The 14,153-nt window shown below is 62.0% G+C and carries 15 protein-coding genes; 8 read left to right on the forward strand and 7 right to left on the reverse strand.

What is annotated here, in order from left to right:
• Positions 1–1,923: a glycosyltransferase family 2 protein gene (locus ACQY1P_RS07360; protein WP_430255881.1), complete on the reverse strand. Its 1,923-nt coding sequence runs from the start codon at positions 1,921–1,923 to the stop codon at positions 1–3.
• 103 nt (positions 1,924–2,026) lie between these two features.
• On the opposite strand from ACQY1P_RS07360, the gene ACQY1P_RS07365 reads away from it, so the two are divergent.
• Positions 2,027–2,881, forward strand: a complete 855-nt coding sequence (locus ACQY1P_RS07365) for a transporter substrate-binding domain-containing protein (RefSeq protein WP_430255883.1) — start codon at positions 2,027–2,029, stop codon at positions 2,879–2,881.
• A 43-nt stretch (positions 2,882–2,924) separates the two neighbouring features.
• Here ACQY1P_RS07365 and ACQY1P_RS07370 read toward each other — a convergent pair whose 3' ends face one another.
• From ACQY1P_RS07370 to ACQY1P_RS07380, 3 genes are all read right to left on the reverse strand, one after another.
• Positions 2,925–3,590 (reverse strand): S24 family peptidase, encoded by a 666-nt coding sequence (locus ACQY1P_RS07370; RefSeq protein WP_062453904.1) that lies wholly within the window; start codon positions 3,588–3,590, stop codon positions 2,925–2,927.
• Between the two features lie 211 nt (positions 3,591–3,801).
• Positions 3,802–4,449: a response regulator gene (locus tag ACQY1P_RS07375; protein WP_430255885.1), complete on the reverse strand. Its 648-nt coding sequence runs from the start codon at positions 4,447–4,449 to the stop codon at positions 3,802–3,804.
• 98 nt (positions 4,450–4,547) lie between these two features.
• A complete protein-coding gene (locus ACQY1P_RS07380) occupies positions 4,548–4,952 on the reverse strand; it encodes a hypothetical protein (RefSeq protein WP_430255887.1) in 405 nt (134 codons plus the stop codon).
• 92 nt (positions 4,953–5,044) lie between these two features.
• Between ACQY1P_RS07380 and ACQY1P_RS07385 the strand changes: the two genes are divergently transcribed.
• Both ACQY1P_RS07385 and ACQY1P_RS07390 read left to right on the forward strand, forming a co-directional pair.
• Positions 5,045–5,392, forward strand: coding sequence for a DUF952 domain-containing protein (locus ACQY1P_RS07385; protein ID WP_062453901.1), 348 nt, complete (start codon positions 5,045–5,047; stop codon positions 5,390–5,392).
• 8 nt (positions 5,393–5,400) lie between these two features.
• Positions 5,401–6,492: a quinone-dependent dihydroorotate dehydrogenase gene (locus ACQY1P_RS07390; RefSeq protein WP_425503200.1), complete on the forward strand. Its 1,092-nt coding sequence runs from the start codon at positions 5,401–5,403 to the stop codon at positions 6,490–6,492.
• Position 6,493: 1 nt separating this feature from the next.
• On the opposite strand, the gene ACQY1P_RS07395 is transcribed toward ACQY1P_RS07390, so the two are convergent.
• Together ACQY1P_RS07395 and ACQY1P_RS07400 are read right to left on the reverse strand one after the other, a co-directional pair.
• The gene (locus tag ACQY1P_RS07395) at positions 6,494–6,979 is read right to left on the reverse strand and encodes a CAP domain-containing protein (protein WP_192087567.1); all 486 of its coding nucleotides are present in this window, start codon (positions 6,977–6,979) and stop codon (positions 6,494–6,496) included.
• Entirely contained in the window at positions 6,980–7,246 is a 267-nt protein-coding gene (locus tag ACQY1P_RS07400) for a DUF6460 domain-containing protein (protein ID WP_062453898.1), read from the reverse strand. It abuts the gene before it with no gap.
• 219 nt (positions 7,247–7,465) lie between these two features.
• On the opposite strand from ACQY1P_RS07400, the gene ACQY1P_RS07405 reads away from it, so the two are divergent.
• The 5 genes from ACQY1P_RS07405 (at position 7,466) to pdeM (ending at position 13,188) form a co-directional block, all read left to right on the forward strand.
• The gene (locus tag ACQY1P_RS07405) at positions 7,466–8,392 is read left to right on the forward strand and encodes a methyltransferase (RefSeq protein WP_430256672.1); all 927 of its coding nucleotides are present in this window, start codon (positions 7,466–7,468) and stop codon (positions 8,390–8,392) included.
• A gap of 138 nt (positions 8,393–8,530) precedes the next feature.
• Positions 8,531–9,148, forward strand: a complete 618-nt coding sequence (locus ACQY1P_RS07410) for a YitT family protein (protein WP_062453896.1) — start codon at positions 8,531–8,533, stop codon at positions 9,146–9,148.
• Positions 9,148–9,792, forward strand: a complete 645-nt coding sequence (locus tag ACQY1P_RS07415) for a YitT family protein (RefSeq protein WP_430255889.1) — start codon at positions 9,148–9,150, stop codon at positions 9,790–9,792. The genes ACQY1P_RS07410 and ACQY1P_RS07415 overlap by 1 nt, the downstream gene beginning before the upstream one ends.
• 39 nt (positions 9,793–9,831) lie before the next feature.
• A complete protein-coding gene (locus tag ACQY1P_RS07420) occupies positions 9,832–12,354 on the forward strand; it encodes a ligase-associated DNA damage response DEXH box helicase (RefSeq protein ID WP_430255891.1) in 2,523 nt (840 codons plus the stop codon).
• Between the two features lie 87 nt (positions 12,355–12,441).
• Positions 12,442–13,188: a ligase-associated DNA damage response endonuclease PdeM gene (pdeM, locus tag ACQY1P_RS07425; RefSeq protein ID WP_430255893.1), complete on the forward strand. Its 747-nt coding sequence runs from the start codon at positions 12,442–12,444 to the stop codon at positions 13,186–13,188.
• Here pdeM and ACQY1P_RS07430 read toward each other — a convergent pair.
• Positions 13,167–14,087: an alpha/beta hydrolase family protein gene (locus tag ACQY1P_RS07430; protein ID WP_430255895.1), complete on the reverse strand. Its 921-nt coding sequence runs from the start codon at positions 14,085–14,087 to the stop codon at positions 13,167–13,169. The two genes, pdeM and ACQY1P_RS07430, sit on opposite strands and share 22 nt — an antisense overlap.
• Positions 14,088–14,153: the final 66 nt, after the last annotated feature.

The raw sequence follows: 14,153 nt of genomic DNA on the forward strand, positions 1-14,153 counted from the left end.
TCAGCTCTCCTTCCGGCGCGGCATGTGGGGTGTCTTGCTCCAGTGGAACGGCTTTGTCCTGAGTTCCCACAGCGCCTTCCAGGCGGCGAAGGATGTCATCATCCAGTAGAGCGGCACCGCAACCCAGCGACGGCCGACGAGGCGCTTTTCGTGGTTGGTCATCGATCCGATGCCGAGGCCGAGGAAGATGAGATAGCTGCCGAGAATGTTGGTGAAGTCGATCGCGAACAGGCCGACGACCTCGACCGGCAGCGTGTCGATCGGCGCCCGCAGCATTGCTGAGAAGCCGACGCCGAGAAAGACGAGGATCAGCGGATGCAGCAGCGATGACAAAAGCATGCCGCCCACCAGCAATTGGATCACGCAGAAAGGCTTGATGCCGATTTCGCCGATCAGCCGCGCCGGGTCGCGCATCAGCACCAGCCAGGTTTGCAGCCAGCCCTTGAACCAGCGGCTTCTCTGCGACGTCCACACCTTGATCGATAAGGGCGCGTCCTCCAGAGTCTGGTGCCGCATCACGTCGGCGGTAAAGCCGAGCCGGTAGAGCCGCATGCCAAGATCGGCGTCTTCCGTCACGTTGTACGGATCCCATCCGCCGGCTGCGATCAGCGCGCTGGTGCGGAAATGGTTGGACGTGCCGCCGAGTGGAAGCGGCATGTTCATTCTCCCGAGCATCGGCAAAAGGCCGCGAAACAGCGCTGCATATTCGAGCGAAAACAACGCGCTCAACCAGCTTTCCCGGGCGTTGGTGATGATCAGTGGTGCCTGCAGGCAGGCGAGTTCGGATGGTGCCGCGCGAAACCGCCGGTACGCCTCGCGGAGTTGTAGCGGGTGCGGCCTGTCCTCGGCGTCGTAGATTGCCGTGAATTCGCCGCGCGCACCTTTCAGCGCATAGGTGAGAGCCTTTGGCTTCGTCCGCGGACCATAGGCCGGTACTTCGACGATCTCGAACTGGGGGCCAGGCTCAAGCGCCTTCAAGGCTTCGATCGTCTGCCGGTCGTCGATTTCGCATACGAACTTGATGTCGAGCAGAGATGCGGGCCAGTCCAGCCGCTTGAGGCTTGCGACCAACTGCTCGGCCATGTCCTCTTCGCGGTAGAGTGCGACCAGAACAGTGTAGCGCGGCAGCGGCCCGAACGGTGGAGCGACTGGCACGCGTTCAGGCGCCACCAAAGTTTGCCGGATCATCGCCGAAAGTCGCAGACAGAGCGTCGAAAAATAGGTGAGTGACAGGACGATATGCAGCGCAAGCAGCGTATCGATCGGTGCAATCAGCAGGAGACAGGCAAGGGTCGTCAGAAACGACCCACCGTAAAAGCCCTGGTGGCCTGCGAGCACAACGCGGGCCGACAGCAGGGGTCTCTGCTCGAACAGGGTATTCGTGGTCTCGCGGATGCGGCGCGCTGCATCGGCTTTCCAGACGGATTCGCGAATGGCGCTCGGCGTGGTGATGACGAGATCGCGGCCCACAAGCGGCAGGGTCGCAAGCGTTGCCGCAATCTGCGAAAGTCGCGCCGCCTCCGGCACGATGGCGATTTCCTGCGCCTTGTTGCGATGGGCGATCCTCACCATGGTCGGGCGTGTCAGCTGGGCGTCGGTCGAGGGCAGGATAACGACAAGCGCGGGATCGAGCGACGAGACGAAGGGAAGTCGCAGCAGACGGGCGATGGCACCGTAATAGGCGTCTTCCCTCACGTCGCCGCTTGCCAGAAGCTCGGCCTCGACCGTCGTCCCGTTTTGCCTGGAGAGGCCAGCCAGCTTGGCGATCAACGGTTTCGAGAAACCGAGGGCCGCAAGCGCTGTCAGCTCGACCTGGATGCCAGGACGAAAGTCGAGCAATTGCCCGGACTCGGTCTCGTCGGTCGGCGGCGCCCCCGTTTCGTCGTGATAGGTCGGCTGCGAAGCATGTTCCTCTGAGCGCATGTTGCTGCTACACCGTCCGCAGACGAACCCCTATTGCCCCACACGGATCATAAAGATGCGATACCTGATTACATCCCTAAAAAGCAGTGGTGTTTTCAAGTTTATGCAGCTCTTGGTGGTGGTGATACACGGACTTCTGTCCGCAACGCAGGCACTTGCGGCCTCCACCGCTCCGCCTTCTACCCCGGCGACCCAGCTTCCGCTGATGTTTGACGCACGAGAACGCGTGGAGCGTCAGGATCTGTCGACAATCCTGCGCGTACGCATCCTGACGACAGTCGATTTCCCCCCTTTCAATTTCGCAGATCAATCGGGCCGGCTGTCAGGCTTCAACATCGATCTCGCCCGCGAGATTTGCACGGTCCTGAAGATCGAGGCAAAGTGCCAGATTCAGGCCATGCCCTTCGCGGATCTCGAAAAGACCCTGGAAGACGGGGGCGGGGAGGCCGTGATGGCAGCGGTCGCTGCAACTCCGTCGCTGCGGCAGCGCTTTCTTTTTTCCAGGCCCTATCTCGGTATCCCGGCAAGGTTTGCCCGCAACAACGCGGCGACACTGGCTGCGACCACGGTATCGGACCTCAGCGATCGTCCGGTCGGTGTCGTCGCGGGAACGGCGCATGAGGCGATGCTAAGAGCGTTCTTCCCGAAGCTCACGCAAAAGTCGTTCGACAGTTACGAGGACATGCTGGAAGCTCTGAAGGAGAGACAAGTGGATGCCGTCTTTGCCGATGGCCTTCGCCTGCCGTTCTGGGTCGCAAGCGAGGCATCGGAGACCTGTTGCAGCCTGTTCGACGGCCCCTACCTGTCGCAGAAATTTCTAGGCGAGGGCCTGACCATCATGGTCCGCAGAAACGATCCGACCCTTGGCGCCGCCTTTGATCAGGCGCTGGCCGAATTGTCGCGCAACGGCCGCCTGCAGGAACTCTACCTGCGCTATTTCCCGAACGGCCTCTATTGAGACCAAGGAATTTTTTCTCAAGATACGTTGAATGCAACGCGGCTTACTGGCTCGCCCAGATGATCCGTGCCATCCATTCCACATCGGCCGTGTCGAAGGAACGGTTCGCGTGTTCGGGGTTGAGCGACAGAAGCTCGATCAGGCGCGCACTCTGGCGCGCCAGAACTTTCGCCATCACTTCGCCCTCGCGGGTTTTCAACACCACGCGGTCGCCACGCCGAACCTGTGCGCCGGGCTCGACGATCAGCACGTCGCCGTCCCGATAGAGCGGCATCATGGAATCGCCCTGGACCTCGAGCGCGTAGACACCGGCTTTTCGAGCAGGATCGACGGGAAACTCCACCACATCCCAGCCCTGTCCGGCAGGAAAACCGCCATCGTCGAAAAAGCCGCCGGAGCCGGCCTGGGCAAAGCCGAGCAGCGGGATCGTGCCGTTCTGGGAGGGAAAATTGCCGTCGGGAAGTTGCGACCTGCCCATCGCATGCGGCAGATAGCTCATGAACTGATCGACCGTTGCGCCGGTCGCTTCCAGAACTTTGGCAATCGATTCCGTCGAGGGCCATCGCAGTCGTCCGTCGGGGCCAAGCCGTTTCGACTTGTTGAACGAGGTCGGATCCAGTCCTGCGCGTCGGGCAAGCCCAGACGGCGACAGCTGATGACGCTCAGCCAGCGTGTCGATCGCGATCCATATCGTCTCATGTGACAGCATCGTCGTCCCTGCCCCCGGCGCAAGAGGAAACAGCCGTTGCCGCCTTCCGCCTGCCATTGCCGATCAGTCCCGTTGGATGCAAGCGTCAAGGATACCGGCCCTCAAGGCGCCGCCGCCCGGAGATGGGCGATCTCCGCTTGCTCGTCGCAGAATTTAGCCCAGCAGGGGGATTTCGTAAAGCAGAAAAGGAATAAAATCCTTTGCTGCTATCCTACGCCACCATGGCCATGTTGAGCCGGCCGAGCTTGATGACGGCTTGGGTGCGACTATCGACGTTCAGCTTCAAAAGAATAGCCGAGACATGCGCCTTGATGGTCGCCTCAGAGACGCCCAGCTCGTAGGCGATCTGCTTGTTGAGCAGGCCTTCGCCAAGCATCGACAGAACCCGGTGCTGCTGGGGCGTCAGCGTCCGCAGACGGTCGAGAATGTCTGATCTTGCGGCGTCTTCCTCGCTCTGCGATGTCTCGCCTTTCGGCACCCAGATATCGCCTTCCAGCACGGCCTGTATTCCGGCCCTGATATCGTCAAGCCCGCAGGATTTGGAAATGAAGCCGGAAGCGCCCAGATCGAGCGCCCGCCTGATCGTGCTGCGATCGTCCGTGGCTGAAACGATGATCACCGGTAGCGCCGGAAGGGCCGACCTGAGCGACGTCAGGCCCGCAAATCCGCTCACGCCCGGCATGGCAAGGTCGAGCAGCATGAGATCGGTTTCGGGATTGTCTTGCGCCGCTGTTCTCGCCGCATCGAAGTCGCCCGCTTCGATGATGACAATTTCGTCGGCAACGCCTTGTATCGCCTGTTTCAGCGCACCGCGGAAAAGCGGATGGTCGTCGGCGATGATGATGTTGAGTGTCTGCATGTCCACGCCCCCTCCCAAAGGCATAGTCGTGCTTTCCCTGTAATACCTAATGTGTAGCGCCGAGTGTGGCGCGACACAAGTCTGCAAAATAGCATGACTCAGGTCCTGTCCGGTTGCGGCTCGCCGCCAAATTCCCGTACCATCGACATGACGCCGCGCATGAACCGCTCGATGATCGAGAGCGACCGGTCGACAGCATCGTCATCAAGAAAGGTCTTGGGGCGATCGGCAAGACGCTGTTCCAGCGCGGTTACGCGTTTTTCGAGCAGATCCAGTTCCTTTTCATAGGCGGCCCGCTCGTCCGGTGCCATGCGGCAGACCAGTTCTCCGTCGGTGTCGTTGCACAGCGACATCGCGCCGGTTTGCGTATCCAGCCGAACGATCCCCTGTTCGGTCCGCTCCAGCTGGAACCGCCGGTCGTCTTGCGCTTGAGCCGGCAGCGAAAGCACCTGCGTCGAGAGCGCAACGGTTACAAAGACTCGTGTCGCAGTGATCCTTTTCATGATCCTTCCTCCTCATTGCACCATGGACAATCAACGCCCTTTGCGGCAAACGGTGCCGATCATAGATCAGAGCCGGACTATGGGAGTTCGTGATGCCCGATATCGTCTACAAGATCGTACCCGATTCACTTTGGCGCAAGGCCAAGGAGACTGGTCGCTTCGAAGGTGCGGAAATCGACCTGCGCGACGGCTACATCCATTTCTCCACCGGGTCCCAGGCGCGCGAAACGGCCAAGCGGCATTTCGCCGGCCTGACGGGCCTGATGCTGGTCGCCGTCAACACGCTGGTTCTGGGCGATGCCCTGAAATTCGAACCCTCGCGCGGCGGCGATCTTTTCCCCCACCTATATGGCTTCCTGCCGTTTTCAGCCGTGCTCTGGGAAATGCCGCTTTTGATCGGCGTTGACGGCCAGCATGCCTTTCCGGAGAAAATGCCATGATCGGAACAGTGATGCGGCCGTTTTCGGCGCTGGCGTCGCGCAGTCTGTTCGTCTTCGATCCGGAAAAAGCTCACGGCCTGTCGGTCGCGGCGCTGAAAAGCGGTGTCGTGCCGGCCTGCAGCCTCAAGGCCGATCCGCGGCTCGCCCAGACAATCGCCGGCATCCGCTTCGAAAACCCGATCGGGCTTGCCGCCGGCTATGACAAGAATGCCGAAGTGCCGGATGCGGTCCTGAAGCTCGGCTTCGGCTTCACCGAAATCGGAACCGTCACGCCGAAGCCGCAGGCCGGCAACGACAAGCCGCGCATTTTCCGGCTGGTCGAGGATCGCGGCATCATCAACCGGCTCGGCTTCAACAACGAGGGCCACGAGGCGGCGTTCCAGCGACTTTCGGCCCGTAGAGGCGCAAGCGGCATCGTGGGCGTCAATATCGGTGCCAACAAGGATGCGCAGGACCGTATCGCCGATTACGTCGCCGGTATCCGCAAATTCTACGGCCTTGCCACCTATTTCACAGCCAATATCTCGTCGCCCAACACGCCCGGCCTGCGCGACCTGCAGGCGCGCGACAGTCTGAAGGCACTGCTCGAGGCAATCCTGTCCGTGCGTGACGAAGAGGCGACCCGCCATGGCCGTTCCGTGCCGATCTTCCTGAAAATCGCGCCGGATCTGACCGAAGAGGGAATGGACGACGTCGCGGCAGAAGCTACGTCCCATGCTCTGGATGGTCTGATCGTCTCCAACACGACACTGGCACGTGACGGTCTGCGCAACCAGACCCAGGCGAAAGAAGCGGGCGGCCTTTCCGGCGCGCCGCTGTTTTCACGCTCCACGACCGTGCTTGCCAAGATGCGCCAGCGGGTCGGCAAGGATCTGCCGATCATCGGCGTCGGCGGTGTGGGAAGTGCGGCGCAAGCGCTCGAAAAGATCCGCGCCGGAGCCGATCTCGTTCAGGTCTATTCCTGCATGGTCTATGAAGGACCGGGCCTGCCATCCGCGATCGTCCGCGGCCTGTCATCTCTGCTTGACCAGGAAAAGGCCACATCGATCCGCGAACTGCGCGACACGCATCTCGACCAGTGGGCGGCCAAAAGCCTCTAGATCAGTTGGAAAGTACCATCGCCCAGTAAAGCCGTCCGTCGCTTGCGCGGGCGGCGGCAACGCCGAGGCTCTTGTAGCTGCCCAGCATGTTGCGCAGGTGTTTCGGCGAATCGATCCAGGCCTGAACAGCTTCGCCGACAGTGTGCTGTCCGGTCGCGATGTTTTCGGCGGCTGGCAGCGCCACCTCGCTCTTTCGCATCCGGTCGCCGAAATCGTCGCCGAAGCCGATCAGGTGCTTCATCTCTTTCGCCTTCGCCATTCTGACGGCCTGCCGTCCGGCTGCTTGCTGGGCCGGCCTGTCGAGGCCAAGCGGCGAAAGGCCCTGGGCCTGGCGCAGCTTGTTGACGAGCGGAAGCGCTGCTTCCGTCTCGTCGACAGAACCAGGCGTCGGCGTCATGACAGATGTGGTGGAGCAGCCGGCAAGGAGAAGGCCGGTGCCGGAGAGCGCCAGAAAGGTGCGACGGGAGGGGAGAGACACCATCGACATTCAGCGGCGAATGCTCAGAAGCCGCAGCACGATGAAGACAGGCACCACGATGATCGCGCCGAGAAGGAGATAGTCTCCGACGCGTCCCAGTGCCTGGAAACCGTTGTACCAGAGGTCGAGGAAATAGTAGCGGATGGTGTCGACGATGTTGTCCGGCGTGAAGCCGAAGAACGCCAGCACGAAGCCGACGATCAGGCAGACGACGATCAGCTTGATGATCGTGCGGCCGATCGAATCGCCGAGGAACCTGTTCACGCCATCCGCCATCGTCGATCGTCTCCACCGTTGGAAAATTGGTTTGGGATTGCCATAGCCTTGCGGGAACAGTCCCGCAACCTGTCACATAGGCACTCTTCACTAGCCTCTCAAATACAACTTGAGTTTTTTTGTGGCCCGGGTGACAGGAGGGGCGAGGGGAATGGCGAGATGACGCAACTCCACCGTCGCCGCAACTCCCGCCGTAACTCCAGTGAAAGCCGTCACGCCATGAGCGCGATCCAGTTCTCTTCCGGTGACGTCATTGCCGACCGCCGTGCGGATTATGCCCGCATGCTGGCCGAGGGACAGGATTTCTCCGCAGCGGCGGAACTGATGGAGCAGGCACTTGAGCTCGTCCCCGCATGGGCCGCCGGATGGTTCAGGCTCGGCGAATACCGCGACAAGGCGGCACTCGCCAGTGCTGCCGACGCCTATCGCCGCGCGCTCGAGCTGCAGCCGGACGATATCTTCGGCGCCAGCCTGCGGCTCGCGCTGATCGGCGCCGGCGATGTCCCGGACCAGCCGCCCAGCCGCTATGTGGAGGGCCTGTTCGACGACTATGCCGACAGGTTCGATACGTCACTGGTGGAAAAGCTCAACTACTCGGTCCCGCAAAAGCTTGGCACGCTGGTTGCGCCCCATGGGCCGTTTGCGACCGTGGTCGATCTCGGCTGCGGCACCGGCCTGTTCGGCGCCGAGATCCGCGAAAAGGCAGGGCGCCTAGAAGGGTTCGACCTGTCTGCCAACATGCTGGCCAAGGCTGCGGAAAAACACCTCTACGATCACCTAGGGCAATCGGACCTCAGCCTTGAGGCAGCACAGTCCGGCCTGTTCGACACGCTTCCGCCCCACCGCGCCGACCTCGTCTCGGCAGCCGATGTGCTGATGTATCTCGGCTCGCTCGAAACCGTCTTTCCGCTCGTGACCGAGCTTCTGGCATCGGCCGGTCTGTTCGCCTTCTCGGTGGAAGATGCGGGCGAGGACGAGACGTTTGTGCTCAAGGATTCGCTCCGTTACGCCCATTCGGAAGTCTATATCGGCGGCCTGCTCGTGTATTACGGCTTCGTTCTCATCGCCGTCGAGCGGACGACCATTCGCATGGATGCCGGCAAACCCATCCACGGCATACTGTTTCTGTCGCGAAAGACCGGGTAAGCCTTCACTTTGTTGTTATTTCGAAAGGCCGTCGGCGGGCGCAGCGATGTCGCTTGATGAAGCTGCTATCGCGGTGCACAATCGCCAAAAATCTAGGGGAATAGCGTGGCCGACGAACAGGTTGCAGCAAGGCGCCGTATGGGTTTCTACAGCCTTGATCCGGCACGCCATACGATGCTGGAAGATGCGCAGGGCCTGTTCATCAGCGCCATGGTCGCAGCCCTAGGTCTTTACCTGCTGAACCAGGTCGGGCTCCTCACCAGCGGCACGGCCGGCGTCGCCTTCCTGCTGCATTATGCGTTCGACATTCCCTTCGGCGTCCTGTTCTTCGTCGTCAATCTGCCGTTCTACTACCTGTCCTTCAAGCGCCTCGGCCTCGGCTTTTCGGTCAAGACCTTTATCGCCATTGCCGGCGTTTCCGTCATTGCCGAGCTGGAGAAACGCTTTCTGGTGATCCAGTATCTCGATCCGTTCTGGGCAGCGCTGCTCGGCGGCATCCTGATCGGCTTCGGCCTTCTGGGCCTTTACCGGCACCGCGCCTCGCTTGGCGGCATCGGCATTCTCGCGATCTACATCCAGGACCGGTTCAAGATCCCGGCAGGGCTCGTCCAGCTGGGTTTCGATCTCTGCGTCATGGCCGCTGCCTTTTTCGTCGTCAGCCCGATGACCGTGGTCTGGTCGCTGCTGAGTGCTGTCGTGCTCAACCTGCTCTTGACCGTCAACCATCGCTCCGATCGCTACATCGCGGTGCGCTGATGGCAAACGTGACCGACAAAAAGAGCCCCGTCGGCCTTTGGGCTTCCAGCTCGGAAAAACACTCGCTCATCGAAGATGTGCAGGCGATCCTTGCCGGTTCCATGCTGGCAGCACTGGGCGTCGTGCTGCTGCAGGCCGCAAACCTTCTGATCGGCGGCACGGCAGGTATCGGCTTCCTGCTGCGCTATTCGGTCGATATCAGTTTCGGCGCCGCATTCTTCCTGCTCAACCTGCCGTTCTACTGGCTTGCCTATAAGCGTCTCGGTCCCGTCTTCACGGTCAAGACCTTCTCCGCCGTCGCGGTCACGTCGGTGCTGACAGGCGTTCTGCCGAAGGTGATCACCATCAGCTCCATCGATCCTGTCATCGCCGCCCTGTTCGGCGGTCTCCTCATCGGATGCGGCATGCTGATCCTGTTTCGCCATCGCGCCTCGCTCGGCGGTTTCGGCATCCTCGCCCTCTACCTGCAGGACCGTCTCGGCTGGCGGGCCGGCTTCGTCCAGCTCGGGCTTGATTGCGTCGTGCTGGTCCTGTCCTTCCTCGTTGCCAGCCCCTTCGTCATCCTCTGCTCGGTCATCGCCGCGGTGACGCTGAACCTGACGCTTGCGATCAACCACCGCACCGATAGATATATCGTTCGGTAATGCTCTTCATTTTCGCCAGGTTCGTCTTACCTTAACGACGTGGATCTCGTCGAAAACCCAACGCCCGGCTCTGATGCTGTCGCTCTGCCCCGCCCGTTCCTCAAATGGTTCGCGGAAAAGGGCTGGTCTCCGCGCGCCCACCAGCTGGAACTTCTCGCCCGCGCCCAGGCCGGCGAAAACATGCTGCTGATCGCCCCGACCGGTGCCGGCAAGACGCTTGCGGGCTTCATGCCGTCGCTGACCGATCTGGTCATGCGTGGCAAGATCCCACCCGGCTCGGCCTTTACCGGTATCCACACGCTCTACATCTCGCCGCTCAAGGCGCTGACGGTCGATATTGAGCGAAACCTGATGAAGCCCGTCACCGAAATGGGGCTTGCCGTCACCGTCGAGAACCGCACCGGCGACACGCCGCAGTCGAAGCGACAGCGCCAGAAGCTCAATCCGCCCGATATCCTGCTGACCACGCCCGAACAGGTGTCGCTGCTGCTCGCCAACAAGGAGGCGGAGCGGTTCTTCAAGGACCTGAAATACGTCGTCCTTGATGAACTGCATTCGCTGGTCACCTCCAAGCGCGGCCATCTCCTGTCGCTCGCCCTCGGGCGCCTTCGCCGTCATGCCCCGACCATGCAGACGATCGGGCTCTCTGCCACCGTGGCCGATCCGATGGATCTCCAGCGCTGGCTGGTGCCGCAGGGCGAACATCCGGCCCCACCCGCCGGCCTCGTCCATGTAACGGGGGGTGCTGCACCCGATATCACCATTCTCGACACGGAAAACCGCATCCCCTGGGGAGGCCATGTTTCGGCCTATGCCATCCCGGACGTCTACCGCGAGATCAAGCGCCATGCGACGACGCTGATCTTCGTCAACACCCGCTTCCAGGCGGAATTCCTGTTCCAGGCGCTGTGGACCATCAACGACGATAATCTTCCGATCGCGCTCCACCACGGCTCGCTCGATGCCGGCCAGCGTCGCAAGGTGGAAGCGGCGATGGCCGAAAACAAGCTGCGCGCCGTCGTTGCGACCTCGACGCTCGACATGGGGATCGACTGGGGCGATATCGATCTCGTCCTCCATATCGGCGCGCCCAAGGGCGCCTCGCGTCTTGCCCAGCGCATCGGCCGCGCCAATCACCGCATGGACGAGCCGTCGAAGGCGATCCTCGTCCCCGGCAACCGGTTCGAGGTGATGGAATGCCAAGCGGCGCTCGATGCCAATTACCTGGGCGCCCAAGATACGCCGCCGGTCGGCGAAGGTGCGCTCGATGTTCTGGCCCAGCACGTCCTCGGCATGGCCTGCGCCGAGCCGTTCGATCCGCTCGAGCTCTATGACGAGATCATCTCGGCCTCGCCCTATGCCGGCCTTTCCTGGGAAATGTTCGAACGGATCGTCGATTTCGTCGCGACCGGTGGCTATGCCCTGCGCGCCTACGAGCGTTACGCCAAGATCCGCAAGACGGAGGAGGGCCGCTGGCGGGTGTCGAACGCGCAGGTGGCGCAGCAATACCGCCTCAACCTCGGCACCATCGTCGAGGCGACCGAACTCAGTGTCCGCCTCGTCAAGCGCAATGCCAAGGGCGCGGTCGGCCGCGGCGGCATGACGCTCGGCAAGGTGGAGGAGCAGTTCCTGGAACAGCTCGTGCCCGGCGATACGTTTCTGTTTGCCGGCAAGGTGCTGCGGTTTGAAACCATCCGCGAAAACGAATGTCTGGTGTCGAACACCTATTCCACCGATCCGATGATCCCGACCTATGCCGGCGCAAAATTTCCGCTCACCACCTATCTCGCCGATCAGGTGCGCGCCATGCTGGCGGATCCGGAACGCTGGAAGGTTCTGCCGGATCAGGTGCGCGACTGGCTGGCGATCCAGAAGGAACGCTCCATCCTGCCGCGCCGCGACGAGTTGCTGATCGAGACGTTTCCGCGCGGCAAACGCTTCTTCATGATCGCCTACTGCTTCGAAGGTCGGCTCGCCCACCAGACGCTTGGCATGCTTCTCACACGCCGGCTGGAGCGCGCCGGCGGCAGGCCGCTCGGCTTTGTCGCCACCGACTATTCGCTCGCCGTCTATGGTCTCAACGACATGGGGGGCATGATCGCCGATGGCAGCCTCAGCCTTTCCGACCTGTTCGACGAAGACATGCTGGGCGACGATCTCGAAACCTGGCTCGCCGAAAGTTATCTGCTGAAGCGGACTTTCCGCAATTGCGCCGTGATTTCCGGGTTGATCGAGCGGCGTCATCCGGGCAAGGAAAAGACCGGCCGGCAGGTCACGGTCTCGACCGATCTGATCTACGACGTTCTGCGCAGCCACGAGCCCGATCACGTTCTTTTGGAAGCGACACGCCGCGATGCGGCAACGGGGCTTTTGGATATTGGCCGGCTAGGAGATATGCTGGCCCGAATCAAAGGGCATATCACCCACCGTGCGCTGGATCGCGTTTCGCCGCTGGCGGTGCCAATCATGCTGGAAATCGGCCGTGAAACGGTACCGGGCGAAGCGCAAGACGTGGTGTTGGCAGAGGCCGCAGACGAATTGATCGCCGAGGCGATGGGGTAGGGCTTCATTCGCCACGCATGGCCCGGACAATGCCAGGCGGGGCGGCTAAAAAGCTTTGCGCCGCAAGACAGGAAAGACCGAAAGACATTGCTGCACCGCCTGCGCCTAGCCGCCCAATCCAGCACGGTGACCCCGGTCGCGACCGGTGCGGAAGAGATCGTCGTCCATGGCGTTGCGGCCGTCTGCGATCCGCTCGGCGGCCTCTATCTGCCGGCAACCGGCATGCTCGTCGTTTCCGACCTGCACCTTGAAAAAGGTGCCGCCTTTGCAAGGCGCGGCATGATGCTGCCGCCCTACGATACGATCGCCACCCTCAACATCCTCGCCGCCGTCATTGCCCGCTATGATCCGAAAGTCGTCGTTTCGCTCGGCGATAACTTCCACGATCGCCGCGGCTCCGAATACCTGCCGGATAACCTTCGCACCATGATCGCAGACATGGCGCGCGGCCGCGACTGGATCTGGATCAACGGAAACCACGATCCGGACGGAACGATCAGTCTGCCGGGCACCTGCACCGACGAACTCGTCTATGGCGACCTCGTCTTCCGCCATGAACCGAGCCTGGCAACAGGCCCGAACGGCGTCAAGGGCGAGGTCGCAGGCCATCTCCACCCATCCGCCACCGTCCGCCGCCGCGAGAAATCCGTCCGCCGTCCGTGCTTTGCCAGCGACGGCCACCGCCTCCTGATGCCCGCCTTCGGCGTTCTCGCCGGCGGCCTCGACCTCAATCACAAGGCGATGCACGGCATATTCGACCGCGAAACCCTGGTCGCCCACCTCCTCGGCCGCGACCGTATCTATTCCGTCCGCTACGGCAATTTGCTCGGCTGATCGCTCCAGGGATCAACTCCCTCCTTCAGCCAACGCAGTGTGTCGGTCCAGAACTCCTTCCTGTGGCGCGCGTGGAACAGGCCGAAATGCCCGATCCGTGAGTGCCCGTAGACCGCGGGCTCCAGCAGAACCTCTGTCCGTTCGGCGCCGGTATAATAGGCAAGGCTTCGGCGAATAGCTGCCACGCTGCCGATGTCGTCGTCCGCAACGGCAATGGCCAGGATGGGTGCCGTGACCGCCGCAAACCGGCTTAGAACCTCGCCGCGCTCGCCGACCGGATGGGTCATCTCCATCCGGGCCCCGCGAAAGCTCCACTCGTTGGCAACGCCCGCCGGCAGGTCTTCGAGCCAGCCGAGCCGCTTGCCCGGGAAATAGCCGAATGCGGCAGTAAGCACCGGCATCACTACATGCCACTTGAAAAACAGCCGGGCGCGGTGCCCCGGCGCATAATCGCGCCAGTAGGCGTATTGCGCGCCCACCGTCAGCATCCGGTCGATCCGTGCCCCGTTCGGAGATAGGCCGGGCAGATAGCCGCCGATACTGTGGCCAACCACCTGCAGCAGTTGATCCGGCCGCCTGTCGTGCATGAACCGAAGCGCTGCGTCGAAATCCTGCTCGCCCCAGTCCCGCCAGCGATAGCCGCAGCCCTCAAGGCTCGCCGGTCGCGACAGTCCGATGCCGCGATAATCGTAGGTCAGCACATCGAAGCCGTGCCTCGTTAGAAACTCTGCATAATAGTGATAGTAGCGGGCAAGGACGCCGGTTGCCGGGTTGATGACGACACTGGCAAGCGGCGGCCCCGTTGCCGGCCAGATGTGACCGCCGAGCACCACCCCGTCCTGGCAGGTGATCGTCATCGGTTCACCTGTCGGACGAGGTGTGTCCTGCGTCAGCGTCATCCCATTCTCCCTTCGGCGAAGGGAGAATACAGCCCGGTTTTTGGTGCGCAATTGGCCGAAAGGCCA

It is taken from the genome of Neorhizobium sp. DAR64872/K0K18 (genome assembly GCF_050500175.1).
Taxonomy (GTDB): Bacteria; Pseudomonadota; Alphaproteobacteria; order Rhizobiales; family Rhizobiaceae; genus Neorhizobium; species Neorhizobium soli.

Excerpts from the sequence above, each read along its gene's own strand:
- ACQY1P_RS07360 (WP_430255881.1), bottom strand. The coding sequence starts at position 1,923 with ATGCGCTCAGAGGAACATGCTTCGCAGCCGACCTATCACGACGAAACG.
- ACQY1P_RS07365 (WP_430255883.1), top strand. The coding sequence starts at position 2,027 with ATGCAGCTCTTGGTGGTGGTGATACACGGACTTCTGTCCGCAACGCAG.
- ACQY1P_RS07370 (WP_062453904.1), bottom strand. The coding sequence starts at position 3,590 with ATGCTGTCACATGAGACGATATGGATCGCGATCGACACGCTGGCTGAG.
- ACQY1P_RS07375 (WP_430255885.1), bottom strand. The coding sequence starts at position 4,449 with ATGCAGACACTCAACATCATCATCGCCGACGACCATCCGCTTTTCCGC.
- ACQY1P_RS07380 (WP_430255887.1), bottom strand. The coding sequence starts at position 4,952 with ATGAAAAGGATCACTGCGACACGAGTCTTTGTAACCGTTGCGCTCTCG.
- ACQY1P_RS07385 (WP_062453901.1), top strand. The coding sequence starts at position 5,045 with ATGCCCGATATCGTCTACAAGATCGTACCCGATTCACTTTGGCGCAAG.
- ACQY1P_RS07395 (WP_192087567.1), bottom strand. The coding sequence starts at position 6,979 with ATGTCGATGGTGTCTCTCCCCTCCCGTCGCACCTTTCTGGCGCTCTCC.
- ACQY1P_RS07400 (WP_062453898.1), bottom strand. The coding sequence starts at position 7,246 with ATGGCGGATGGCGTGAACAGGTTCCTCGGCGATTCGATCGGCCGCACG.
- ACQY1P_RS07405 (WP_430256672.1), top strand. The coding sequence starts at position 7,466 with ATGAGCGCGATCCAGTTCTCTTCCGGTGACGTCATTGCCGACCGCCGT.
- ACQY1P_RS07410 (WP_062453896.1), top strand. The coding sequence starts at position 8,531 with ATGGGTTTCTACAGCCTTGATCCGGCACGCCATACGATGCTGGAAGAT.
- ACQY1P_RS07415 (WP_430255889.1), top strand. The coding sequence starts at position 9,148 with ATGGCAAACGTGACCGACAAAAAGAGCCCCGTCGGCCTTTGGGCTTCC.
- ACQY1P_RS07430 (WP_430255895.1), bottom strand. The coding sequence starts at position 14,087 with ATGACGCTGACGCAGGACACACCTCGTCCGACAGGTGAACCGATGACG.